18 protein-coding genes are annotated in these 22,787 nt (G+C 70.1%); 5 read left to right on the forward strand and 13 right to left on the reverse strand.

Annotated elements, in window-relative coordinates:
* Positions 1-6: 6 nt before the first annotated feature.
* Both AB0H57_RS08570 and AB0H57_RS08575 read right to left on the reverse strand, forming a co-directional pair.
* Entirely contained in the window at positions 7-627 is a 621-nt protein-coding gene (locus tag AB0H57_RS08570; RefSeq protein ID WP_357504082.1) for a YdeI/OmpD-associated family protein, read from the reverse strand.
* 117 nt (positions 628-744) lie between these two features.
* Positions 745-1,281, reverse strand: a complete 537-nt coding sequence (locus AB0H57_RS08575; protein ID WP_357504084.1) for a helix-turn-helix domain-containing protein — start codon at positions 1,279-1,281, stop codon at positions 745-747.
* Positions 1,282-1,424: 143 nt separating this feature from the next.
* Between AB0H57_RS08575 and AB0H57_RS08580 the strand changes: the two genes are divergently transcribed.
* Positions 1,425-2,816 carry an MFS transporter gene (locus AB0H57_RS08580; protein WP_357504086.1) on the forward strand — a complete coding sequence of 464 codons (1,392 nt, stop codon included), beginning with the start codon at positions 1,425-1,427 and terminating at the stop codon, positions 2,814-2,816.
* A gap of 69 nt (positions 2,817-2,885) precedes the next feature.
* Here AB0H57_RS08580 and AB0H57_RS08585 read toward each other — a convergent pair whose 3' ends face one another.
* From AB0H57_RS08585 to AB0H57_RS08630, 10 genes are all read right to left on the reverse strand, one after another.
* Positions 2,886-5,039 (reverse strand): heavy metal translocating P-type ATPase, encoded by a 2,154-nt coding sequence (locus AB0H57_RS08585; protein ID WP_357504087.1) that lies wholly within the window; start codon positions 5,037-5,039, stop codon positions 2,886-2,888.
* 67 nt (positions 5,040-5,106) lie between these two features.
* Positions 5,107-6,288, reverse strand: a complete 1,182-nt coding sequence (gene hisC / locus AB0H57_RS08590; RefSeq protein WP_357504089.1) for a histidinol-phosphate transaminase — start codon at positions 6,286-6,288, stop codon at positions 5,107-5,109.
* Positions 6,285-7,640, reverse strand: coding sequence for an ATP-grasp domain-containing protein (locus AB0H57_RS08595; RefSeq protein ID WP_357504091.1), 1,356 nt, complete (start codon positions 7,638-7,640; stop codon positions 6,285-6,287). Before AB0H57_RS08595 ends, hisC begins: the two co-directional genes overlap by 4 nt.
* 151 nt (positions 7,641-7,791) lie before the next feature.
* Complete coding sequence (locus AB0H57_RS08600) at positions 7,792-8,889, reverse strand: sugar kinase (RefSeq protein ID WP_357504093.1); 1,098 nt, start codon at positions 8,887-8,889, stop codon at positions 7,792-7,794.
* A gap of 3 nt (positions 8,890-8,892) precedes the next feature.
* The gene (gene eda, locus AB0H57_RS08605) at positions 8,893-9,960 is read right to left on the reverse strand and encodes a bifunctional 4-hydroxy-2-oxoglutarate aldolase/2-dehydro-3-deoxy-phosphogluconate aldolase (protein ID WP_357504095.1); all 1,068 of its coding nucleotides are present in this window, start codon (positions 9,958-9,960) and stop codon (positions 8,893-8,895) included.
* Complete coding sequence (locus AB0H57_RS08610) at positions 9,957-10,817, reverse strand: amidohydrolase family protein (protein WP_357504097.1); 861 nt, start codon at positions 10,815-10,817, stop codon at positions 9,957-9,959. Before AB0H57_RS08610 ends, eda begins: the two co-directional genes overlap by 4 nt.
* A 108-nt stretch (positions 10,818-10,925) precedes the next feature.
* Positions 10,926-11,972 (reverse strand): ABC transporter permease, encoded by a 1,047-nt coding sequence (locus AB0H57_RS08615; protein ID WP_357504099.1) that lies wholly within the window; start codon positions 11,970-11,972, stop codon positions 10,926-10,928.
* Positions 11,965-13,455, reverse strand: a complete 1,491-nt coding sequence (locus AB0H57_RS08620) for a sugar ABC transporter ATP-binding protein (protein ID WP_357504101.1) — start codon at positions 13,453-13,455, stop codon at positions 11,965-11,967. The genes AB0H57_RS08615 and AB0H57_RS08620 overlap by 8 nt, the downstream gene beginning before the upstream one ends.
* 105 nt (positions 13,456-13,560) lie before the next feature.
* Positions 13,561-14,622 (reverse strand): sugar ABC transporter substrate-binding protein, encoded by a 1,062-nt coding sequence (locus AB0H57_RS08625; RefSeq protein ID WP_357504103.1) that lies wholly within the window; start codon positions 14,620-14,622, stop codon positions 13,561-13,563.
* Positions 14,623-14,656: 34 nt separating this feature from the next.
* Complete coding sequence (locus AB0H57_RS08630; protein ID WP_357504105.1) at positions 14,657-14,800, reverse strand: hypothetical protein; 144 nt, start codon at positions 14,798-14,800, stop codon at positions 14,657-14,659.
* Between the two features lie 310 nt (positions 14,801-15,110).
* Here AB0H57_RS08630 and AB0H57_RS08635 point away from each other — a divergent pair, with 310 nt between their 5' ends.
* The 4 genes from AB0H57_RS08635 (at position 15,111) to AB0H57_RS08650 (ending at position 18,920) form a co-directional block, all read left to right on the forward strand.
* Positions 15,111-15,797: a FadR/GntR family transcriptional regulator gene (locus tag AB0H57_RS08635; protein ID WP_357504106.1), complete on the forward strand. Its 687-nt coding sequence runs from the start codon at positions 15,111-15,113 to the stop codon at positions 15,795-15,797.
* Between the two features lie 114 nt (positions 15,798-15,911).
* Positions 15,912-16,940 (forward strand): alcohol dehydrogenase catalytic domain-containing protein, encoded by a 1,029-nt coding sequence (locus tag AB0H57_RS08640; protein WP_357504108.1) that lies wholly within the window; start codon positions 15,912-15,914, stop codon positions 16,938-16,940.
* A complete protein-coding gene (locus AB0H57_RS08645) occupies positions 16,937-17,698 on the forward strand; it encodes an SDR family oxidoreductase (protein WP_357504110.1) in 762 nt (253 codons plus the stop codon). The genes AB0H57_RS08640 and AB0H57_RS08645 overlap by 4 nt, the downstream gene beginning before the upstream one ends.
* Before the next feature lie 139 nt (positions 17,699-17,837).
* Positions 17,838-18,920, forward strand: coding sequence for an aldo/keto reductase (locus AB0H57_RS08650; RefSeq protein ID WP_357504112.1), 1,083 nt, complete (start codon positions 17,838-17,840; stop codon positions 18,918-18,920).
* A gap of 252 nt (positions 18,921-19,172) precedes the next feature.
* On the opposite strand, the gene AB0H57_RS08655 is transcribed toward AB0H57_RS08650, so the two are convergent.
* Positions 19,173-22,484: a glycoside hydrolase N-terminal domain-containing protein gene (locus tag AB0H57_RS08655; protein WP_357504114.1), complete on the reverse strand. Its 3,312-nt coding sequence runs from the start codon at positions 22,482-22,484 to the stop codon at positions 19,173-19,175.
* Between the last annotated feature and the right edge of the window lie 303 nt (positions 22,485-22,787).

Consider the following 22,787-nt stretch of genomic DNA (forward strand, 5'->3'; position numbering starts at 1 on the left):
ACTTGATCATGACGGTGCGGATTGCGGCGTGTTTGGAGGCTTGGCCTTCTGCGGGTGAATCGTCTCGTGACGGGCCAGCATCGCGACGAACTCGCCGATCTTTCGCTCGCGCGTCTGCGCCCGCTTGACCGAATTGACGCGATATATGAGAGCGAAGCGGTTGGTCTTGGTGAGTACGTCGAACATGGCCTGGGCGGCGGGGTCGGCGGCAATCGCCGCCATGAGGTCGGCTGGCACCTCGGCTTCCGAGGGCGGGGCATAGGCAGCCGCCCAGCGCCCATCCGCCTTCGCAGCTTCCACCGCGGCGCGGCCCGCGGGCAGCATCCGCCCCTGCGCCTCCAGTCGGGCCACGTGGGCGACGTTCCGCTGTGACCAGGAACTCCGGGCCCTGCGCGGGGTGAACCGGATCCACGAGGTCTCCTGGTCCCGCTTACGGGCCTGCCCGTCGATCCACCCGAAACACAGGGCCTCGTCAACCGCCTGCTGCCAGGTCAGCGTGGTGACTGTGCCACCCTTCTTGGCCAGGGCGAGCCAAACGCCTGTCGACGTGGCGTGGTTACTCAACAACCACGCGCGCAGCGCCTCGGCGTCTGCGACGATCAACTCTTCCAGTTCGACTCCGGCCACTCCAGCAGGCTAACCCGCCTCACCGTGGCATAACGCCCCGCCTGTTGCCAGCCCAGTTCACCGGGCTGCCGGCAGGCCGGTGAACTGGTCGACCGTCGGACAGAACCTCGGCGGCTGCTATGTGCGGCTACCTAGGTAGGCGGCCAGGATCGTCGCGGAGATGAAGTGTGGAGCGTCTGCCCGGTCCAGCCGGCCGGCGGCCACATCGAGGGCTGCGCCGTGCAGGACGTGGTGCAGGACGCTGACCAGCCAGTCGGCGGGGAGATCGGTGCGGAAGGCCCCGACGGCCTGGCCACGTCGGATCAGGTCGTCGACACGCTGTGCGGGTTTGGCGTGCAGTTCCTGCACCCGTCCGGGCGGCAACGCGGCCTGAGCTGCTTCGAGGACAGCGCTGGCCTGCGCGATGAGCAGCCAGCTTGATGTGATCAGGACGGTGAGCGCTGCCCGGGGGTCGCCCGTGAGATCCAGACCTTCGAGGACCTTCTCCCCTTCAGACAGAACCCGGATGAGCGCGGCCTCGACCAAGGCCTCTCGCGACGGGAAGTGCCCGTACAGGGTCACCCGGCCCACCCCGGCCGCCTGAGCGATTTCGCTCACGCTGGCATCGGCGTTGCGGCTCAGGCAGGTCACGGCTGCCGCAAGGATCTTGTCCACGTTCTGCCGGGCGTCGGCTCTGCGAGCCGACCCGGCCGCTGGGCGAGGCATGCAACCCCTTCAAGTCAAACAGCGATGTACGAGTTATCGTAGCCGGAACAACTTGAACACCCCTGTTCGACTTACTGAAGGAGCTGATCGTCGTGGTCGAGTCCGTGACCGCAGCCAGCCCGCCCCGCAGACCCCACCCGCAGCGCTGGAAGATCCTGGGACTCGTCGGTGTCGCACAGCTGATGCTGATCCTGGACGTCACCGTTGTCGCGATCGCCCTGCCGCACATAGGTGCGGACCTCGGACTGCAGCGGGAAGCCCTCACGTGGGTGGTGAGCGGATACACCCTCACCTTCGGAGGCCTCCTCCTACTCGGAGGCCGCGCCGCCGACCTGTTCGGGGCCCGGCGCCTCCTGCTCACCGGGCTGCTGCTGTTCGCCGCCGCGTCCCTGACCGCAGGGCTCGCGACCACTGGGCCCCTGCTGTTGGGCGGTCGCGTCGCGCAGGGTCTCGCCGCCGCGATCCTGTCCCCCGCCGCGCTGTCACTGGTCGTCACCATCTTCGACGGCGACGAGCGCAACAAGGCCCTCGGGATCTGGTCGGCCCTCGGCGGCAGCGGCGCCGCACTCGGAGTTCTCCTCGGTGGCCTGTTGACCGCCGGACCGGGCTGGCCCTGGGTGTTCTACGTCAACGTGCCCGTGGGTCTCGTGCTCCTGCTCACGCTACGAACGCACCTTCCTGCGCAGCCGCGCACGGGCGTACGGGCCCGACTCGACGTGCCTGGGGCGGCGCTGGTGACAGCGGCCACCGGCTCCCTGCTCTACGCGCTGATCGGGGCTGGAGACCGCGGCTGGGGCAGTGCGACGACGCTGGCGCTCGTTGCGGCCGCTGTGCTCCTCTACGGCGGGTTCGTCGTCCGTCAGCGTCTCGCCGCCAGTCCGCTCATGGACGTGCGGCTTCTGCTTCGCCGACCGGTGGCGACCGGGGCGCTGCTGATTCTCGTCGCGACCGCCCTCATGATCGGCATCTTCTTCCTCGGCACGTTCTACCTACAGGACCACCGGGGGTACAGCGCGCTGCAGGCCGGCCTGCTCTTCCTGCCCGTGGCGCTCGCGACCATGGTCGGGGCGAACGCCGCAGGCCGGGTGATCGGCCGTACGGGGGCGCGCGCGCTCGGCGTCCTGGGCCTTCTCGTTGCGGCAGCAGGCATGGCGATCCCCGCCCTGTCGGGTGGGACGGTGGCCATGGTGGCCGGGGTCAGCGTCGCCGCCGCAGGGACCGGCGCCGTCTTCGTCGTCGCCTCCGCCACCGCGTTGGGACAGGTCACTGCCCAGGAGTCCGGACTCGCCTCCGGAATCGTCAGCACCTTCCACGAGTTCGGTGCGTCACTCGGCGCCGCGTTGGTGTCGAGCATCGCCGCGGCGAGCATCACGGGAGCCAGCACGACCGGCTTCACCCGGGGCTTCACCACGGGCGCCATCCTCGCCGTCGCCGCTGCTGTCCTGGCCCTCGTCCTCACGCCAAGACCTCGCTCCCACGACTGAGCCCCCGGCGGGCGCCGGGGTGCGGTTGGCCCGGCCGGCTGCGGGCCGGCCGGGCCAGGTCTCGGCCGCTCAGCCGCGTCCAGGGGTGAGACGTACGCGACGGAGCAGTTGCGCGTTGAGCGCCACCACGATGGTGGAGGCGGACATCAGCACGGCGCCGACGGCCGGGCTGAGGGCGATCCCCGCCCAGGCCAGGGCGCCGGCCGCGACCGGGATGGCCACGACGTTGTAGCCGGCCGCCCAGGCCAGGTTCTGCACCATCTTGCGGTACGACGCTCGGGACAGCCGGATCACTCCGGTGACCCCGCGCGGGTCCGAGGACGCCAGGACCACGCCGGCCGACTCGATCGCCACGTCGGTGCCCGCCCCGATCGCGATGCCGACATCGGCGCGGGCCAGCGCGGGCGCGTCGTTCACCCCGTCGCCGACCATGGCCACCGTCAGACCCCGCGCCTGCAACGCGGCCACCGCGCGATCCTTGTCCGCGGGCAGAACCTCGGCGAACACCTCGTCCACCCCCGGCCGGAAACCCAGGTCGGCGGCGACCGCCTCGGCGACGGGCCGGGCGTCTCCCGTGATCATGACGATCTTCCGCACACCCTGTTCGCGCAGCTCGGTGATGGCCTGCCGAGCTTCCGGCCGTACCTCGTCCTCGAGCGCGAACGCGCCGATCGGTTCGGGTCGGCCGTCGGCCGGCAGCCGCACGAGATGCAGGACGGCAGCGCCCCGGGCCGACCACCGGCCGGTGGCGGCCGCGAGGTCGGCGGGCACGGTGGCGCCGAGTTCCCGCAGCAGGGCGGGACCGCCGACCGCGTAGGCCATGCCCTCGACGACGGCCCGCACACCCCGTCCAGTCAGCGAGCGGAAGTCACGAGCCACGGCCGTCAGACCGCGGTCCTGGGCCGCCTTCACCAGGGCCAGGGCCAGTGGGTGCTCGCTGTCCGCCTCGACCGCGCCGGCGAGCCGCAGCACCTCGTCCTCGGTCATCCCTGCGGTGGCGGCGGCGCCGGCGAGGGTGTGGGCGCCCTTGGTCAGGGTGCCGGTCTTGTCGAACAGCACCGCGTCCACGCCCCGCATACGTTCGAGGGCGAGGCGGTCCTTGACCAGGATGCCGGCCCTGGCCGACACCGCCGTCGACAGCGCGATCACCAGCGGGATGGCCAGCCCGAGGGCGTGCGGGCACGCGATGACCAGGACGGTCACGGTGCGGACCACGGCTTCGTCGAGGTCGCCGAGCGCCCACCAGGCCCCGAAGGTGATCAGGGCGGCGGCGGTGGCGAGGTAGAACAGCCAGGCGGCGAACCGGTCGGCGAGCCCCTGGGCGCGGCCGGCGGACGCCTGGGCCTGGGCGACGAGCCGACCGATGCCGGCCAGGGCGGTGTCGTCGCCGACGGCGTCGACGCGTACCCGCAGGGCGGAGTCGGTGGCCACGGTGCCGGCGACCACCCGGTCCCCGACGCCACGGTGCACCGGCCGGGACTCCCCCGTGATCATCGACTCGTCCAGTTCTGCGGCGCCGTCGACAACGCGGCCGTCGGCGGGGACCCGGCCACCGGAACGGACCAGCACCAGGTCGCCGACCTGCAGGTCACCCACGGAGACCCGGTGCGGCCGGCCGGTGTCGTCGAGGCGTTCGGCGTCGTCGGGCAGCAGCGCGGCAAGGGCCGCCAGGGCTCCCTGGGCCTGGCCGATCGCCTTCATCTCCTGCCAGTGGCCCAGCAGCATGATGGTCACCAGCGCCGCCAACTCCCACCAGAAGTCCAGGCCGAACGCGCCCAGGCTGGTCGCCAGCGAGGCAGCGTAGGCGACGGTGATGGCCATCGAGATCAGCAGCATCATGCCGGGCGCCCGGTCGCGGACCTCGCGAACGCCGCCGACCAGGAACGGCCAGCCGCCGTAGGCGAACACCAGGGACCCGAGGACGGGTCCGACCCAGGTCATGCCGGGAAAGCCGAGGGTGTAGCCGAACCAGTCCATGACCATGTGGCTGGTCGCCACGATCGGCACGCTCAGCGCCAGGCTCAGCCAGAACTTCCGCCGGAACTGCTCCGGATCGTGTCCGGCGTGCTTGTCGTGCCCGCCGCCGTGGCCGGCGTGCCCTCCGTGCTGGCCGTGTTGCGCGGAGTCCGGCGACGTCGCGTGCAGCCCGTGTGCTTCGTGAATGGCGTGCGAATGGTCGGGCCCGGTCGCGACCACGCCGCGGCCGGTGTGATGACGTGTCATGAGGTCCACCTCCGCCGTCAACGTATACCCGTAGGGGGTATGCTGCAAGTGACGGCAGACGCAGTAGCTAGGGCGTTCCGCTACTTCTACCGGGCAGGGGTAGAGCCTCGGCCCCGCGAGGCACGGTCGACGGGCACTGACGCCGGGCAAGGGCGGGAGCTCCCCCGCTACGCGGATCCCGAGCGGCTTGTCCGATGACGGGAAGGATGAATTCCTCAGCCGCTCGAAGGAATGCCTCGTTCTCGTCCGTCAAACCCACCGTGACGCGCACACCCTCGTCCCCGAACTGCCGGACGAGAATGCCACGATCCGCGCAGGCCTCGGCGAAGCGCCCCGATTCCGCCCCGAGCGGAAGCCACAGGAAGTTCGCGTGGGAGCGCGGCACCGGGAAGCCCGTGCGTCGTAGGGCCCGGAAGAGGCGCTCCCGTTCCCCGACGACGGCGGCGCACCGCGCAGCCACCTCGTCCGTGTACTGCAAGGCGGTGTACGCGGAATGCTGAGCGAGGCGGCTCACCGCGAACGGCACGGCGACCTTCTGCACCTCACGGATCACCGCCGGCGGCGCCACGCAGTAACCGACCCTGACACCAGCGAGTCCGTACGCCTTGGAGAAGGTACGCAGCACCGCCACGTTCTCCCGGTTCGCCAGCACGGAGACACCGTTGGCGACGTCTGGTCCGGCGAACTCGTGGTACGCCTCGTCCAGCACCACGAGCACGTCGGGCGGCACCCGGTCGAGGAAGGCGTCCAGCTGCTGCCGGCCGAAGGCCGTCCCGGTGGGGTTGTTCGGGTTGCACAGGAAGATCAGCCTGGTCGCCGGGGTGACCGCCTCCGCCATCGCCACCAGATCGTGCCCGTGGGCGGAATCCAACCCCACAGTTCGGGGCGTGGCTCCGGCAATCCGGGCGAGCACCGGATACGCCTCGAAGGAGCGCCAGGCGCAGAGGACCTCGTCCCCCGGCCCACAGTAGGCCTGGATCAGCTGCGCACACAGGCTCACCGAACCGCAGCCGACCGCGAGCCAGGACCTCGGCAGGCCAAGGTGGGCGGCCAGCGCGGCGACGAGATCTTCCGAGAACCACTGCGGGTAACGGTGACTCTCCCGAGCGGCGACGCTCAGCGCCTCGGCAACCGCGGGCAGGGGTGCCATCGGCAGCTCGTTGGAGTTGAGGAGGATGGCCTCGGGCGCCTGTCGGGGAATGATGTAGTCGGGAAGCGCGGCGAGATCCGCCCGGCTCGGCACGGTCATGGCCTGCTCCGTCCCGCCACGAGATTCGTCCCGTGTGCTCCGGCGACCTGTGTCGGCGCGAGCTGAAAGACGTCGTCCATGAGTTGCTGGATCCGCCGGTAGTCCGCGATCAGGTCGTGCGGACGGTCCGCGGCCAGGAAGACCCTCAGTGGGCTGGACAGGAGATCGGTGGTGGGACGCATCCGGTCCCCGACGGCCAGCCGCGGCACGACGAGGCGGACCGTGTCCAGGGCCGCGATGCGGGCCAGGACGTCCTCATCGATCCTCTCGACGATTCCCTCGCGCGTGGTCCGGCCGTGGATCACCATCGCCTCCCGGTGCTTGCGGTACATCGTCTCGGCGCCGTACCGACGCCGGAACTCCTGCGGTCGTACCGCCGCCGTCGCGAGCAGGTCCGCCTGGTTGCCGCCGAGGCAGAGATCGTGAAAGCCGGGATCTATCAGCCCGTTGAGGCGGGCACCGACCTCGACCAGGGCCGGCCCGGTAGGCGTCATCATGATCTCCGCATGCGCCGCCCCGAATCGGATGTCCAGGGCGTCGAGCACCGCGTCGAGATACGGCACCAGCTCGGCCACCTCGGGGTTGCCGGGGTCGATCAGCACGTCCCTGTCGTAGATGCGCTTCGCGCCGATCAGCGTCTTCTCGTACCGCCAGATTCCGCAGACGTGGCGGTCGCCGCCGGAGCCCCGGACCACATCGACGACGTACTCGCTGCCCTCCAGGAAGGACTGGGCGAGAAGCTCCGTGTTGCGACTGCCGAAGATGTCGTCCGAATGCAGGACGGCGACCACGGCGGCCCTGACCTCCTGCGGGTTTCGGCAGATGGAGACGCCGTCGGTGGAGGCGGAACTGAGCGGCTTCACCACCACCGGATATCCGGCCTCGCGCTCGGCCCACGAGATGATCTCGTCCGGGTCGGCGGACCTGAGTTGCCGGGCGCAGTTGAGGCCGGCGGCGCGCAGGGCCTCGATCATGCGGAACTTGTCCCGGCGTACCGCTGAGGTGCCCGGCGGATTACCGGGCAGACCGAGCAGCGCGGCGACGGCGTCCGCGGCGGGGACGGCGGACTCCTGCCCGGCCAGGACAGCCACGGGCGAGTACGCGGCCACCGCGGTAGCCGTTTCCCGCCAGTCGCTGGTGGTGTGCACCACGTTGGCCAGATAGGGCCTGAGGTCCGGCGGCGGGACCGAGGAGAGGAACTCGGGGGTGGACTGCAGGTGGACGTCCGAACCCTGCCGTTGGCAGGCGGCGGGCAGGAACTTCCCGGCGGAGTAGCTGTCCACGATCACCGTGACGGGTCGATCACCTCCGGTGCCGGACGTCGGCCCGCCCTGGCGGCCTGCGGCGCTCATCGGCGCGCGATGCTGACGCGGTGGACGGTGCGGGTGGCCCCGGGCGGGAGGCCGGTCGCCTTGTGGTAGGTCGTGGCGGTCTTCCACACCAGCAGGTCGCGGCGCGGGTTGTCCCAGGCCCCGGTCCTTGGGGCGTTGCCCTGCCCAACAGTCAGCGCTGGACGCGCGCGCTGCCGCCACGGACGAGGGCGTCGACCTCGTTGACGCCGGCCATCGAGGTGTCACCCGGCGTGGTCATCGCGAGGGCGCCGTGTGCCGCTCCGTATTCCACGGCGGTCGCGAGGCCGTCTCGCTCCATCAGCCCGTAGATCAGGCCGGAGGCGAAGCTGTCGCCCCCGCCGACCCGGTCGAGGATTTCCAGCCCGGGCCGGTGGGTCGCCTCGACGAAGCCAGTGTCGAGGGACCAAGCGATGGCGCCCCAGTCGTTGACCGTGGCGCTGCGGACGGTACGCAGGGTGGTGGCAACGACGCTGAGGTTGTCGTACTCCTTCGTCACCGCCTCGATCATCCGCTTGAAGTTGTCCACCTCCAAGTGGGCCAGCGAGGTGTCGGTGTCGGGCACCTCGAAGCCCAACGAGGCGGTGAAGTCTTCCTCGTTGCCGATCATCACGTCGACGTAGCGGGCCAGCCGGCGGTTGACCTCCCGCGCACGGGCCTGCCCACCGACCGCGCTCCAGAGGCTGGGCCGGTAGTTGAGGTCGTAGGAGATGACGGCGCCGTGCCGGGACGCGGCCGCCATGGCCGCCTCCATGGTGTTCGCGGTGGTCTCGGACAGCGCGGCATAGATGCCTCCGGTGTGCAGCCAGCGCACCCCGAGCGTGCCGAACAGGTAGTCCCAGTCGACGTCGTCGGGGCCAAGTTGACTGGCGGCGGTGTGGCCGCGGTCGGACGTGCCGACCGCACCTCGTACGCCGAAACCGCGTTCGGTGAAGTTGAGCCCGTTCCGGACGGTGCGTCCGATCCCGTCGTAGGGCACCCACTTCACCAGCGACGTGTCCACCCCGCCCTGCAGCACCAGGTCTTCCAGCAGGCGGCCCACCTCGTTGTCGGCGAGGGCGGTGACCACGGCGGTGCGCAGGCCGAAACAGCGGCGAAGGCCGCGGGCCACGTTGTACTCGCCGCCGCCCTCCCACACCCGGAAGCTTCGAGTCGTGCGAACCCGACCTTCGCCGGGGTCGAGGCGCAACATGATTTCGCCGAGCGACACCAGGTCGTACCGGCACTGTTCGGCGGGACGGATCTGAAGCATGGGTCATGCCTCCGGGGCGGGACGGACGGCGGCGACAGCCGCCGCGGTGCGGGCCGTGACCTCGCCCCAGCGAGCGGCGGCGATCAGGTCCGGGGCGACCATCCAGGTGCCGCCGACCGCCAGGACCGCGGGGTGGGCAAGGTAGTCGGCGAGGTTGCGGGGGTTGACTCCGCCGGTCGGGATGAACCGCAGCGAGCGGAATGGCGCGGCGAGCGCCTTCATCGTTGCGATGCCGCCGAGTTGCTCGGCCGGGAAGAACTTGACTGTGTCCAGGCCTGCGTCGAGCGCCATCTGGATTTCGGTGGGCGTTGCCGCGCCAGGAAAGATCGGGACACCGAGTTGCTGACAATGCCGTACGACGAGGGGACCGAAGCCGGGGCTCACGACGAACCGTGCGCCGGCCTCGACGGCCTGGTCGACCTGGGCCGGGGTCAGCACCGTGCCGGCGCCGACGAGCACCTCGGGGCGCTCGGACATGACGCGGATGGCATCGGCGGCGGCCTCGGTCCGGAAGGTCACCTCGATGGTGCGTAGGCCGCCCGAGACGACGGCGGCGGCGAGGGGCTCCGCGTCGCGCGCGTCGTCGAGCACGACGACCGGGAGGATGCGGCTTGCCCCGATGGCCGAGGCGACCGCCGGGGGTCCGGCCGTCGGTGTCGGCTCGGTGAGGTGCCACACCTGCCGCATCGGGGCCCACCAGTGCCCGGATTGACGTTCGGCCAGTGACTGCTGGCACGGGTCGGTGAGTTTCCACCATTGCTGCGTGCGCGGGTCGGCCGCGATGCGGGCCTGGTCGGCGTCGTGATCGTCACCGACGTATTCGTAGTAGCCGAACAGCAGATCGTCGTGCAGGAAGATGGTGTAGTTGCGGATGTTGGCCGCCAGCAGCATCTGCTCGACCTCTGGCCATACCGCGCTGTGTAGCCGTAGGTAGGTGTCCCGGTGTTCGGGGCGCAGGCGGATGACGCAGCCGTAGCGTTGCATGTGATGCCCTTTCCCGGGTGGGTCTGCCGATACCTGCGTGAACGTCGAGGGCACGGCGCGCGGGCCGGCCGGGGGTGGCACGGTCACGATGGGGTCGGTGGGGGTGGCAGCCGATAAGTGCGGCGGGCGGTCTGGTGCCAGATCGCGCGTCGCTCGGCCTCGCTACATCCGGTGAGCAGATCGGCGAGCAGGTCGAGCCAGCGCTGGTAGGTGGTGGCGAGCAGGCAGACCGGCCAGTCGGAGCCGAACATCAGCCGTTCGGGACCGAAGACCTCCAGGGCGTGCGCGACGGCGGGTTCGACGTCCCGGCGGGTCCAGGATCGCCAGTCGGCCTCGGTGACCAGGCCGGACAGTTTGGCCGTCACGTTGGGCAGCCGGGCCATCGCCCGCAGGTCGCGGGCCCAGTCGTGCAGGTCCCGGTCGGCCAGGGGTGGTTTACCGAGATGGTCCAGAACGAAGGTCACCTGTGGCAGGTCGGCGGCCAGGCGGGTCGCGGCGGGTAGCTGGTGATGGCGGATCACCAGGTCGAACACGATGCCTGCCTCGGCGGTCGCCGCGACGGCTCGCCGGACGGCGGTCCGGTCGAGGAACGCTGGGTCGGTCTCGCCTTGGACCAGGTGTCGCACGCCGACGAGCTTGCCGCCGGCCCTCATCTTCTCGATGGCTCGCAGCGGGTCGTCCGCGGTGACGTCGAGCCAGCCGACGACACCGGCGATGAGGTCGCTGCCGGCGGCCGTGTCAAGCAGGTCGGCCGTCTCGGCCACGGAGTGGATCGCCTGTACCACCACCGCCTGGGTGACGCCGGCCGGTCGGGTGGTCGCGGCGAGGTCGGCCGGGCCGAAATCGGCGTCGATGGCGCTCATCGACTGCGGGTCTATCCAGGGTTGCGGATGGCGGCTCCGGTCCCACAGGTGGTGGTGGGCATCGACGATGTCAGTTTCCACGTCGCCTCCAGTCGTCATCGAGGTCGGGGCCGGCCGGTTGGGCCCTGCGTGCCGGCCGGCCTCGGCCGTCGGCCTCGACCCGCCCGGGCCGCGGCCGACGGCCCAGCACTACTCATGTGCCTTGCCGCCGGTTATCCGGGAAACGACGAGCGCGATGAGGATGATGGCGCCGTTGAGTGCGCCGATCCACTGCGCGGGCACGCCGGCGAGGGTCAACACGTTCTGGATCATGAACAGCAGCAGAATGCCGGTGAAGGCGCCGAACATCGTGCCCTTGCCACCGTTGAGGCTGACGCCGCCGATGACCGCGGCGGCGAAGACGGTGAAGATCGCTCCGTTGCCTTGGGACGCGGCAACGGAGGCGAGTCGGCCGGAGAGCATGAGACCGCCCAGCGCGGCCAGGACACTCGCGATGATCAGCGCGGCCCACAGCACGCGGTCGGTGCGGATACCGGCGGCCTTCGCGGCGTCGGCGTTGCCGCCGATCGCGTACAGCGAACGACCGAAGCCGGTATAGCCGAGCAGGATGATCCCGGCGGCGAAGAGGGCGACGCAGATCCAGATGGAGGCCGGAACCCCGAACCAGACAGCGGTACCGAGGTACATCATCGACTCGGGCAGGTTGAAGAAGGTCTGGCCGCCGGAGATCCCGGTGAGCAGGCCGCGTAGGACGATGAGCATGCCCAGGGTGACGATGAACCCGTGCAGTCCGAACCGGACGATCAGCGCGGCGTTGGCGATCCCGATGAGCGCGCCCACCAGCAGGGTGATCGGGATGGCCCAGGCGCCGGACAGCAGCCCGGTGCCGTGACCGGCTCCGACCGCGACGGTCATCCATGCTGCGACGCCGGGTGCCAAGCCGAAGGTCGACTCCAGCGACAGGTCCATCTTGCCGGTCACCAGCACGATGGTCTGGGCCAGCACCAGCAGCGCGATCTCCGACATGGTCTGCGCGATGTTGATTAGGTTGTCCGGCTGCAGGAAGACCGGGTTTATGATCTGGCCGACAATCGCGATGAGCACGATCGCGGGGACCAGTGCGAAATCCCGCAGCCGGGCGATGGCGAGCTTGCCGACCCGTCGACCGGGTGGTGGTCCGGCCGCGACGGCCGCACCGGCAGTGGCCGCATTCGCGGTGGTCATGGTCTCAGGCATCGACGGTCAGTCCTTCCATGGCGGCTACGAGGTCGTGGTCACGCCAGCCACTGGGCATCTCGGCGACGATGCGGCCCTGGAACATCACCAGGACGCGGTCGCAGATTCGCAGGTCGTCGAGCTCGTCGGAGGCGACCAGGACACCGGTGCCGGTATCAGCTACCTCGTCGACCTTGCTGAGCAGGAACTCTTTGGAGCGCACGTCCACACCCGCCGTCGGCGTGATGAGCACCAGCACGTGCGGGTCGTTGGCCAGGGCACGGGCCATCACGACCTTCTGCTGGTTGCCGCCGGACAGCCCGGAGACCTGCAGGTCCGGGCCGGGGGTCTTGATCGCCAGGTCGTCGATCAGGCGGCCGGCGATCGTGTCCCGGCGCTGGGTGCTCAGGAAGCCGGCCCTGCCGAGCCGCTCCGGGATGGTCAGCGTGGCGTTGTCTGCGATCGACATGCCCGGTACCAGGCCCTGATGGTGCCGGTCCTGCGGCACGAAGCCGACGCCCGCCGCGAGAGCGGCGTTGACGTCGCCGGGGCGGGGCCGGCGACCGCCGACGGTGACCGTACCCGTGTCGGGGGTGCGAAGTCCGACGATGGATTCGGCGACCGCTGTCCGGCCACTGCCGCCGGCGCCGGCCAAGCCGATGATCTCGCCCGACCGGACACGGAACGACACGTCCTCGTAGCCGCCCGCCAGGCGCAGGTCGGACACGTCGAGCACCACCTCGGCAGGCCCGACCGGCCCGTTGCGGGCTCGTGCTGCCTGCAGAGCCGCGGCTTCGCCCGTCATCGCGGCGACCAGGTCGTTGCGGGGCAGCTCGGCGACCGGAGCGGTGACGATGTGCCGGGCGTCGCGGTAGACCGTCACCATGTCGCAGATCTCGTAGATCTCCTGCAGGTGGTGGCTGATGAACAGGAACGTCACGCCCTGCTGCTGCAGGTCCAGGATGTGGTCGAACAGGCGGGCGATGGCGGCCGCGTCGAGTTGGGCGGTGGGCTCGTCCAGAACGATGAACCGGGCACCGAACGACAACGCCCGGGCGATCTCCACGAACTGCCGCTGCTCGACGCTGAGGTCGCCGGCTCTGCTGTCGACGTCGACGTCGACGGACCACACGGCCAGCAGGTCCCGGGCACGCTGACGCAGCGCCCGCCAGTTGATCAGCCCACCGCGGCCGCGGTCGTACCGGTTGAGCAGCAGGTTCTCGGCCACCGTCAGCTCGGGAATAATGGTGGACTTCTGGTAGACGCAGGCGACCCGCTGCCGCCACGCGTCGCGGTCGGACAGCCGGGGTGCGTCCGCTCCGGCGAACCGGATCTGACCCGTGTCCGGGGCCTGCAAACCGGTCAGGATAGACACGAGGGTCGACTTTCCGGCCCCGTTTCGGCCGACCAGGGCGTGGGTCTCGCCGCTGTGAACGCTGATCCGCGCCTGGTCGAGCGCCACCGTCGGGCCGTACCGCTTGCTGACGTCGATCGCCTCCGCCACAGGCGGGCCCGATCGGGCCCGCCCGTCGCCATCCAGGGCCGGTGACGAGCGTTTCGAAGGTTGCCCGCTACCGTTCATGTACGCGTATCTCCTTCGGGGCCGCGGTCAGCCGATGTTGTTGCCCCAGAGGGACTTGTCGTCGGGTTTGAGGCTCGCCACGCCGCCGTACGCGCCGCCGTCGAGCGTGACCAGCGGTGCCGAGAGCTGGTCCTCCAGCAGGCCCGGTCGGACCTGGATGATGTTGCTGTCGTGGTCGGTGGGGCCGGGCTGGAAGCTCTTGCCGTCGATGGCGGCCTTGAGGTAGTACAGGGCGTACTTGGCGTACAGGTCCGCGGGCTGGGAGACGGTGGCGTCGATGTTCCCGGCGGTGATGTCCTGCAGTTCCTTGGGGATGCCGTCGTTGGAGACCACGAAGATGTGCTTGGCGTCATCCGGCGGGGTGAGCAGGTTGCGCTGCTTGAGCAGTTGCAGCGTCCCGGCCAGGGCAAAGCTGGACTGCATGTAGACGCCCTTGATGTCCGGGTGCTCGGTCAACCGGATCTGCAGCTTCTGAGAGGCGAGTGCGCCGTCCCAGTTGGTGGCCTCCCCGAAGACGGTGATGCCGGCGTACTTCTGCTTCATGCAGTCGTTGAACGCCTCGGTGCGGTCACGGCCGTTGATGGAGGCCAGGTCGCCCTGGAGCATGACCACCTTGCCGGTGCCCTTGAGCTTGGTACCGAGGAAGTGGCACGCCTTCTCGCCGTACGCGCGGTTGTCGGCCCGCACGACCATGAACACGTCTCCCTGGTCGGGGCGGGTGTCGACGGTGACGACCGGGATCTTCTTGCTCGCAAGCGTCTGCAGGGCGGGCGCGATCGCGGCGGTGTCCTGGGGCGCCATGGCGATGCCCTTGACGCCCTGGCTGATCAACGACTGGACGTTGGAGGTCAGCTTCGCCACGTCGTTCTGCGAGTTGGTCGTCTTCATCTCCAGGCCCAGCTCCTGGGCGGACTGAGGTGCGTACTTGATGTAGGAGTTCCAGAAGTCGGTGTCCGAACGCGGGTAGTCGACACCGATGATCGGGGCGCCACCGCCGCCACCGCTGGACGATGTGTCGCCACCGCACGCGGTCAGCAGCAGTGCGACGGACATGACGAGGGTGGCCGAGGCGGTCCTTCTAGGTTTCATCACGGCTCCTGTGTGGCGGGCACTCGGATGGGGATCAGCGGTGCTCGGTCGGTGCTCCCGCGGTCTTCCGTTGCGGGCCGTTCGGGTAGCGATACGCGGTTACCGACTCCGGGTGCATCTGGGCGCTCATGCCCGACGCCTGCGACGCGAGGTAGCGCCCGCTGATCACCTCGGTCACCGCAAGCCACCTCCTCCCCTCGCTGGACCTGCCGGCTGCGGCCACGCCGCCCGCCGCTGTCTCGTGCCATCGGCCGGCAACCCGTATGCCATGGGATGTCTTTATAGCCCGCCCCGAGAGCCGCGTCTAGACACAGTTTCGAAACATGGGCTTCTAACTGCCTTTTCGCCTAATCCGCTGGTTCCACTGAGGTGAGACGGCGTTACGCGGGTTTCCAGACATGGGATCACCTGTTACGGTTCAATCTCCCGCGAACACTCCACCCGCCGCCCTCTCCATGGGCGGGGGGACACGAGCAAGGGGTCACGACATGTCGCTGACCGACAAGGCGATGACGCGCCTACGTGAGCTGATCCAGTCCGGTGAACTGCCGCCCGGCACCCGCCTGCCACCGGAGCAACAGCTGGCCACGGAGCTCGGGGTTGGACGCAACATCATGCGGGAGGCGGTACGGGCCCTGGTTGCCGCCCGGGTGCTGGAGGTGCGCCGAGGCAACGGCACTTTCGTCACCAGCCTCGAGCCGCGGCTGCTGTTGGAGAGCATCAGCGGTGCGGTCGAGCTGTTGCAGGGTGACACGATGCTCGAGCTGACCGAGGTGCGACGGCTGTTCGAGCCCGCCGCCACCGGCCTGGCGGCCACCCGCATCACGCCCCAGCAACTCGCCGTCGTCCAAGGCCACCTGGACGCGATGCGTGCGGCCGCCGACGATGTGGAGCTGCTCAACCAGCACGACGCCGCGTTCCACCGCGCGGTCGTCGCGGCCACCGGAAACGAGACGCTCTCCACGGTCCTGGAGGGCATCTCCAGCCGGACGGTCCGGGCCCGCGTCTGGCGCGGCCTCGTTGACGCCGACGCGGCCGGCCAAACGCTGCGTGAGCACGAAGCGATCTACCTGGCGCTCGCCGCGGGCGACGCGATCCAGGCGCAGGCGGCCGCCCTGATGCACATCATGACGACGGAACGCTGGCTGCGCCTTCACCTGGCTGAAGAGCGGTAAGGGGCGCCAGCGCGCAAGCCCCCCTCCAACGCGGCCGGGATCCTCGTCGCCATGTCCGGTGTGAACGGCGGCGGCGTGGCCGGCGCATCCACCGGACGACAGCGAAGGACTACCATGCGTTCAGCTCTGTACGCGGGCAACTCGACGATCGTGGTCGAGGACCGCCCGGCCATCCCTCCCGCCGCAGGCGAGGTGCAGATCGACGTTGCCTACACCGGCATCTGCGGCACCGACCTGCACATCCTGCACGGGGCGATGGATCACCGGGTACAGCTCCCACAGACGATCGGACACGAGATGTCCGGCCGGGTGGCCGCCCTCGGCCCGGGAGTCGACGGTCTCGAGGTCGGCATGCCGGTCACCGTCATGCCCCTGCGGTGGTGCGGCTCGTGCCCCGCGTGCCTGGCCGGCCACCAGCACATCTGTCACCGGCTCGACTTCGTCGGCATCGACTCCCCCGGCGCCATGCAGCAGCGATGGACCGTGCCGGCGGACCTCGTCATCCCCCTGCCCGAAGACCTTCCCCTGCTCCACGCGGCGTTGGTCGAACCGACCGCGGTCGCGGTACACGACGTACGCCGTGCCGACCTGCACCGTGGCGACAAGGCACTCGTGGTCGGCGGCGGCCCGGTCGGCGTCCTGATCGCCCAGGTGGCGAGCGCGGCTGGCGCCGAGGCCGTCGTCGTGGAACCGGACCCGCACCGTCGGGCCCTCGCCGAGAAACTCGGCATCCGTGCGCTCGATCCCGCGCTCGGCGGCGTGGCCGCCGAGGTCGCCGCTTGGACCGCCGGTGCCGGCCCAGCCGTCGCCTTCGAGGTGTCCGGCTCGGCGGCCGGCCTCACCACCGCGGTCGACCTGCTGGCCACGCGCGGCCGGCTGGTCGTGGTGGGCATCCACAACCAGCCACGCGAGCTGGACGTGTTCCGGTTCTTCTGGCGCGAGCTGTCCATGGTCGGCGCCCGGGTCTACGAGCGCACCGACTACGCGGCGGCAATCGACCTGCTCACCGACGGCACCATCGCGGCCCGGACACTGATCACCCACGTCGAGCCGCTCGCCGACGCCGCCGCCGCCTTTGCCGCACTCAGCGGCGGCGGCAGCGTCATGAAGGTCCTGATCGACTGCCAGGAGGCCACCGCGTGAACCCCTTCGACCTGTCCGGCCGCCTGGCCGTCGTCACCGGCGCCCGGCGCGGCATCGGCCTGGCCATCGCCGACGCCCTCGCTGCCGCCGGCGCCGACATCGTCGCGGTCAGCGCCCACCTCGAACCCACCGGCAGCGAGGTCGAGAAGCGCGTCCGCGGCCACGGCCGCACCTTCACCGCACACCAGGTCGACTTCGCCGACCGTGCCGCCGTCACCGCCCTGGCCGGCCGGCTGGAGCACGGCGACCGGCCGGTCGACATCCTGGTCAACAACGCCGGCACCATCAGACGCGCGCCGGCGGCGCAACACGACGACGAACTGTGGGACGAAGTCCTCGCGGTGAACCTGTCCGCCCAGTTCGTCCTGACCCGACAGGTCGGGAACGGCATGCTGGCCCGCGGCCGAGGGAAGATCATCTTCACCGCCTCCCTGCTCAGCTTCCAGGGCGGCGTCAACGTGCCCGGCTACACCGCGGCCAAGTCCGGGCTGATCGGCCTCACCCGGGCGCTGGCCAACGAATGGGCTAGCCACGGCGTCAACGTCAACGCCATCGTCCCCGGCTACATCGCCACGGACAACACCCAGGCCCTGCGAGAGGACCAGGACCGCAACGCCGCGATCGTCGCGCGCATCCCCGCCGGTCGCTGGGGGCGCCCCGACGACCTGGCCGGCGCCTGCGTCTTCCTGGCCAGCGCCGCATCCGACTACGTCCACGGAGCCGCCATCCCGGTCGACGGCGGCTGGCTCGGCCGCTGACGAACACCGCCGGGTCAACGCCGGCCGGGGCACCCGCCGACCAGGGGCCGTCCCACCGGCGGCCCGGAGTCCTGAACGGCGCGCCGCCAGCAGCACCGGCCAGCGGAACGCAACCCACACCACGAGCACCGGGGAGATGATGTCTGTGACACAGGATCAGCACCACGCCCACCGCGGGGCGCCGGTGATCAGGCAGGCAGCACTGCCACGCAGGCCCGCTGTCGAGGTGAGCACACTCAGCTTCGGCGCCGCACAGGCCGGCAACCTCTACCGCGTGAGAACCGACGAGGACGTTGCGGCCGCGATCGACGCCGCCTGGGACGCGGGCATCCGATACTTCGACACCGCACCGCACTACGGGCTCGGCCTGTCGGAGCGACGACTCGGCGCCGCCCTGCGCTCCCGGCCCCGGGACGAGTATGTCGTGTCGACCAAGGTCGGACGGCTCCTGATCCCGTCCCCGCACACCGCGCACCTGCGGGACCCGGAAGGCTTCGACGTCCCCGCCGACCTTCGCCGGGGGTGGGACTTCAGCCGGGACGGCGTACGTCGCAGCCTCGACGAGAGCCTCACCCGCACCGGCCTGGACAGGATCGACATCGTCTACCTCCACGACCCCGACGACCACGCCGAGCAGGCGATGACCGAAGCGATACCCGCTCTCGTCGAACTGCGGGAGCAGGGGGTCATCGGGGCGATCGGTGCAGGGATGAACCAGTCCCGGTTGTTGGCGCAATTCGTCGAGGAGGCAGACATCGACGTCGTCATGTGCGCCGGGCGGTTCACCCTGCTCGAACAAGGCGCCTTGGACGACCTGCTGCCTGCCGCCCGGCGGCACGATGTCGCGGTCGTCGTCGCCGGCGTCTACAACTCCGGCCTGTTGGCCCGTGAGCGCCCGCCGACCAACGCCAGCTACAACTACCAGCAGGCCCCCGCGGAACTTCTCGATCGCGCCGACCGGATCGCACGAATCTGCGCGGAGTACGGCACCACACTGCCCGCGGCGGCACTCGCATACGCCGGTTCCCACCCAGCCATCGTGTCGATGACGGTCGGGATGGGCAGCGCCCGCCAGGTCCACGAGACCGTCCAGCGGGCGTCAGCCGCGATACCCGCCGCGCTCTGGCCCGCCCTGCATCAGGCCGGACTCATCAGCCACCTGCCGCTGACACCGCCGCCGGCCGCCGACGGCCAGAGGCACCGCGCCCACAGGTACCGGTGATGGCGCGCTCGCGCGGACCCCTACCTGGCACCCGGCGGCCGGGCACGATCGACGGGACGCGGGCTGCGTGTCGGAGGAGGCCTGGCCGAGGGCCGCGGCTCTCGCGTCCGGTCGCCATCGCCGGCATGTCCTAGCTGGACCTAGCCCGGCTCGGCTCGCGGCGGTACGGCCCGGGGCGCAGCCGCAGCGGGCTGCGGCGTGACGGTGGCCACGACGCAGCCCGCGCAGGGCGCGACGGCTGGTCAGCGGGTGCTATCCGCCGATCGCCACCCCGAAGACGTGCAGCGTGGGGACGTTCGCCGTCGCTCTGGCGCTGATGTTCGGCAGGTCCACCCGGGAGACCTCCTTGTCCTGCAGCGGCACACCGACGTAGTAGATGGTCGCCTGGGTGTTGGCCCGCTGGTTGTTGGGACGGTTCTGGTAGGGAGCCACGACGGCGCCGACGCCTTCCGGTCTGGGCGCGCCGGCCCAGTCCGGACTGGCGAGGGTGAAGGTCTGCCGGGTGCCGTCGGCGTAGACGATGGTGGCCGGCCCGGACGACGCTCCCCACGTGCTCGTCACCAGGAAGCCGAGGGTCCGGCCCTTGCCGGTCAGCTTGAGGGACTGGCCCGAGGCGATGGCGTTGTCGGGAGTGCCGATCGCGACGTCGGGCCAGGTGAAGTTCACCCCGTCCTTGCTGACGATGCTGCCCGGGGTGACCCCCACCGACGCCAGCGCCTGGGCGGAGATGCTGGACCGGCTTCCGTCGATGTCACCGGCGTTGGTGTCGGTGTCACTGGTGAGGCTGATGTTGCTGAAGCTCTCCTTCAGCGGGACCTCCCGGCCGTCCCAGACCCGGGTGCTGGTCGTCGCGGACGCGACCCAGTCCTGCCCGCTCTGGTGTCCGCTCGCCTCGGCGGTCAGGACCACGGCGCCGGCGCCCGCGTTCGCCGCCGGGGTCACCTCGAACTCGACGGTGCGCTCGGAGTTGGCCAGCAGGGGCGGCAGGTCAGCCTGAGCCGGCGTCACCGTCCAGCCGTCCGGAGCCTTGAGGGTCACCCTCGTCGATGGTGCGATCGGCCGGTCGACCGCCCGGACCGTCACGGTGACCTTCGTGGCGGTGCCCGCGCTGATCTCGATCGGCGCGCTGACCTGGACCTTCTGCAGGGCGTATGCCCGGTAGGTGTGACCGGCCCGCCCAGGGAGTTCGATCAGGTCGGGTTCGGCTTTGGTGGTGGGGACGATCCCGTTGCCGGTGAGGTCGAGCACCCGGTACCGCCCGGCGAACATCCGGCCGCGCGCGGTGATCGCGCCGTCGTGATCGGGCTTGATGAGGAACTCGTCGGCCTGGCCATGACTCCACGCCGCGCCCACGGTGTAGCCGCCGCGGCCCCGAAGGCCTGCGATCCGCCCGGTCGGCCAGGCGTCCGGCAGGGCCGGCAGCAGATGCAGCTCGCCGGCGTGGCTCTGCAACAACATCTCGGCGATGCCGGACGTCGCGCCGAAGTTTCCGTCGATCTGGAACGGGGGGTGCAGGTCGAACATGTTCGGCGCCAGCCTGGCGGGCGTCGCGAGGTAGCGGATCAGGTCATGTGCCCGCTTGCCCTCCTCCATCCGCGCCCAGTAGTTGATCTTCCAGGCGAGCGACCAGCCGGTCCCGTCGTCGCCGCGCAGTTCCAGCGTTCTCCGGGCGGCGTCGTAGAGCTCCGGAGTGCCGCGCTTGGTGATCTGGTTGCTGGGGTGCAGGCCGTAGAGGTGTGAGATGTGCCGGTGGGTCCGCTCTGGCTCGACCCAGTCGTAGAGCCACTCCTGGATGTTGCCGCGTGAGCCGATCCGCATCGGCGGTAGGCGGTCCAGGGTTGCCGAGGCCTGTGCCCGGAAGTCCTCGTCAACCCCGAGCACCTTGCTCGCCCTGACGCAACCATCGAACAGATCGCGCAGGATCTGGTTGTCCATCGTCGGGCCAGCGCACACGCTCACGTTCGAGTGGTGCGCGAGTTCCGGCGAGTTCGACGGGTTGGTGACCAGCCATCCGAGGGTCGGTTCCTCCACGAGGGTCTCGAGGAAGAACTGCGCGGCGCCCTTCATCGCCGGGTAGTTCTCGCGGAGGAAGTCGAGGTCGCCGGTGAAGAGGTAGTGGTCCCAGATCATGGTGGACAGCCACGCGCCACCGGTCTGCCACATTCCCCACAGCGCCCCGTCGACCACGGCCGAGGCCCGCCACGCGTCGGTGTTGTGATGGGTGACCCAGCCGCCGGCGCCGTACTGCCGCTGGGCGGTGCGGGCACCGGTCACCGTGAGGTCACCGATCATCTTGAACACCGGCTCGTAGCACTCCGCCAGGTTCGTGGTGTCGGCGGGCCAGTAGTTCATCGGCAGGTTGGCATTCAAGGTGTACTTCGAATCCCACGAGGGAGCCAGTTGGTCGTTCCAGATGCCCTGGAGGTTGGCGGGCTGTGTCCCCGGACGTGAGGAGGAGATCAGCAGGTACCTGCCGAACTGGAACAGCAACGCGGAGAACTGCGGGTCGTCGGCACCCGAGTGCTGAGAGATCCGTACGTCGGTCGGCTGGTCGGCCGCCGCGGTCCGGCCCAAGTCGAGCGTGGTCCGTCCGAACAGCTCCTGGTAGTCGGCCACGTGCCGGCGGCGCAGTTCGTCGTAGTGGACGTTGACGGCGCTGAGGTGGCGCCAGGCGATGCCCTGGTAGTCGCCGCCGACGTTCTGGAAGTTGACGTAGCTGGAGCCGATGGAGACCAGCAGGGTGACGCTGTCGGCGTCGGTCACCTGCAGCGTGCCGCCGGAACTGCTGACGGTGCCGCCCTCGGCTACGGCCCGTGCCACTGCCAGGAACCGGACCGATCCGTTGATGTTCCGCTGGTTTCCGGACACGCCGTCGATCGCCACCGTCGCGCTGTCCGGGCTGGACGCCGTCGTTCGCTGTGGGCTGTCGAACCGCGCGGAAAACGTGATCGATCCGGGCTTGTCAGCGGTCAGGCGCATGGCGATCACCTGATCCGGTGCGCTCGCGAGCACCTCGCGCCGGTACCGCACCCCGTTCTGGAGGTACGACATCGAGGTGACGGCCGTGGTGAGGTCCAGTTGGCGGTGGTACTCGGAGACCCCGGCGGTGCCACCGGGGAAGGTGAGCCGCAGGTTGCCGACGGGCTGGAACGCCAACTGAGCAGCCGGGTTACCGAGCATCGTCTGGTTGATGAGGTTCTGCGCCTGGGTCCACTGGTTCTCGAAGACCAGTCGCTGGATCTCCGGCAGCGCCTCCGCACCCCGGGGATTGCTCTGGTCGTATGGTCCGCCGGCCCAGACGGTGTCCTCGTTGAGCTGCAGCCGCTCGGCGTCGACGTTGCCGAACACCATGGCGCCGAGCCGACCGTTGCCGATGGGAAGCGCCCGGAGCCAGGTCGTGCCGGCACTCTGGTCGTACCAGAGGGCCATGTCGTTGGCGGCACGCACCTCCGGTGGGGGTACCGACGAGGCTCGGGCGGCCGCCGCCCATTGCATCGGCAACAGCAGGGCTCCGGCTCCGACTGATCCGTACTTGATGACTTGCCTTCGGGTGAGGTCTGGCATGGGGAGGTCCTCCAGCGCGCGGGGGCCTTGCACCCGGCCGGCGCAGCGCCAGTACGGCTAGGAGCTCGACACCGACGGGGCGGTGCGGCGTGACCGGCAGCAGGACGAGGCTCTGAGTAAGGTGCGAGGAATCTACAAACATTTGATGTATCGAGTCAATGGCTGTAACGATGTTGATTGATACTGCGCCCTCGCTCCGCCCGATTCGGTGTGGTGTCTGATGTTTCTTGCGGCCTCGCCGCCGGTGCTGGCGAGGGGCCCAGCACCAGGCGGCCAGCGCCGCACTCGCGTCTGCCGCGCTAG

It is taken from the genome of Micromonospora sp. NPDC050686, assembly GCF_040654475.1.
In the GTDB taxonomy this organism is placed as follows: domain Bacteria; phylum Actinomycetota; class Actinomycetes; order Mycobacteriales; family Micromonosporaceae; genus Micromonospora.